This window comes from Streptomyces phytophilus, from assembly GCF_013870535.1.
GTDB lineage: Bacteria > Actinomycetota > Actinomycetes > Streptomycetales > Streptomycetaceae > Streptomyces > Streptomyces phytophilus.
Genome location: NZ_JACBXC010001231.1, coordinates 1 through 1,766 on the forward strand (window position 1 = coordinate 1; position 1,766 = coordinate 1,766).

The following is a 1,766-nucleotide window of genomic DNA, read 5'->3' on the forward strand; positions in this document are numbered from 1 at the left end:
GCCCGGCAGGTAGTCGGGCGTCACCGGCACCTCGGCGAGGGCGACCACGCCGCTGCCGCCGCTGCCGCCGCCGTCCGGCGCCTCCGGGTCGACGACGAGGGCCTTGGTGCCGGAGGTGCCCTGGTCGATGGCGAGCACGGTCGTCATACGGGGCGGGGCCTCCTACGTTCGCTGGGCGTGGGCGGGTTCCGCGGACGCGATCAGGTGGTCCATCAGGGCGAGCAGTACGCCGCGTACCGAATCGCGCCGGCGGGCGTCGAACAGGACGATCGGGGTGCTGGGCTCCCTCAGTGTGAGTGCGTCGCGGATCTCCTCCGGATCGTAGTCCTGCTCACCATGGAAACAGTTGGCGGCGACGACGAACGGCAGGTCGCGGCTTTCGAAGAAGTCGACGGCGGCGAACGAGCGGTCCAGCCGCCGGGTGTCGACGAGCACCACGGCGCCGAGCGCGCCGCGCAGCAGGTCGTCCCACATGAACCAGAACCGCTCCTGGCCGGGCGTGCCGAACAGCATCAGCACCGCCACGTCGAGCGTGATCCGGCCGAAGTCCATGGCCACCGTGGTGGCGGACTTCTGCTCGATGCCGGACAGGTCGTCCACGCCCACGCCGGCCGCGCTCAGCCGCTCCTCCGTGCGCAGCGGTGTGATCTCGCTGACCGTGCCGACCGCCGTGGTCTTGCCCACGCCGAACCCGCCGGCCACGAGGATCTTCACGGGCGGGAGGTAGGTGTCCCGGACGGCGTCGGGGGCCCGGGTGTCAGGCTCGTTCAAGGCCGCTCCTGATTCGTCGGAGGAAGTCGATGTTCATGGCGTCCGGATCGCTCATCGGCGGTCTGTGCTCGATGAGCCCCTGCTCCAGCAGCTGGGCGAGGAGGACGGCGGCGGGCGTGAGCCGCATTTCGAGCCGGGCCGCCAGCTCGGCCACGGCGATGCCGGGCCCCGCGCACAGCCGCAGGATCGTCTGCCACTCCTCCGGAATGCTGCGCGCGTCGTCGGCCGGTACGGCGGCGCGGACCGTGGAGTGCATCGTGAACTGCTCACCGGGCGCCCCGTCGGTGCGTGATCCGGTGAGCGCGAACGTCCGCGTTCTGCGCGTTCCCCGTGGCGCGCTCATTAACGGATTCGAGCCCTGCGGTCACCGACGCCGAGCTGGTGCTTGAAGGCGCGGGCGACGCGGACGGTCTCGCGCATGGCGAGGCCGATGGACTCCGGTCCCGAGGTGTAGACGACGAGGGTGCTGCCGTTGCCGCAGGCGGTGAGGATCAGGTGGCTGTGCTCCATGGTGATGTTCAGGTGCAGTACGGACCCGCCGTCCACCGGCATCGACAGCCCGTCGGCGAGGCTGGCCAGGCCGGAGCAGGCGGCGGCGATGGTCTGGACGTCGTCGCGGGTCCAGTCCAGGCCGTAGCCGCAGAGGGCGAGGCCGTCGTCGGCGAGCAGCACGAAGCCGGTGAGCTCCGGCACGAGTTGCAGGTTGTCGCGGAGGTTGTCGAAGACCGCCGCGTCCTGCGGGCTCGCGGGAATGACGTTCTTCACGTGCCTGAGGCTGCTCATCGGTCGCTGTCTTCCTCCGGGTCGGTCAGGGCTTCCTGAAGCTGGGTGAACGCCGACTCGATGCTGTCGAGCGGACGTCGGTCCATGGCGGTGGCGGGCCGGCGCCTGCCGTCGCGCAGTTGGCCGGCCATGCTGGTGCCGGGTACGCGCTGGGGCAGCCCGCCGCCGCGGGCGGCGGGGCGCGCGGGCGCGGGCGCCGGCTCGGCCTCCCG

The 1,766-nt window shown here is 71.7% G+C and carries 4 protein-coding genes; all 4 read right to left on the minus strand.

Going from position 1 to position 1,766, the window contains the following annotated elements; translation table 11 throughout:
• Positions 1–162: 162 nt before the first annotated feature.
• Positions 163–771, minus strand: coding sequence for a GTP-binding protein (locus H5J30_RS31095; protein ID WP_181790853.1), 609 nt, complete (start codon positions 769–771; stop codon positions 163–165).
• Complete coding sequence (locus tag H5J30_RS31100) at positions 758–1,114, minus strand: DUF742 domain-containing protein (protein WP_181790855.1); 357 nt, start codon at positions 1,112–1,114, stop codon at positions 758–760. Before H5J30_RS31100 ends, H5J30_RS31095 begins: the two co-directional genes overlap by 14 nt.
• The gene (locus H5J30_RS31105; RefSeq protein WP_181790857.1) at positions 1,114–1,554 is read right to left on the minus strand and encodes a roadblock/LC7 domain-containing protein; all 441 of its coding nucleotides are present in this window, start codon (positions 1,552–1,554) and stop codon (positions 1,114–1,116) included. The genes H5J30_RS31100 and H5J30_RS31105 overlap by 1 nt, the downstream gene beginning before the upstream one ends.
• On the minus strand, positions 1,551–1,766 hold a 216-nt coding region (locus tag H5J30_RS31110), incomplete at its 5' end, for a hypothetical protein (RefSeq protein WP_181790859.1). The genes H5J30_RS31110 and H5J30_RS31105, both read right to left, overlap by 4 nt.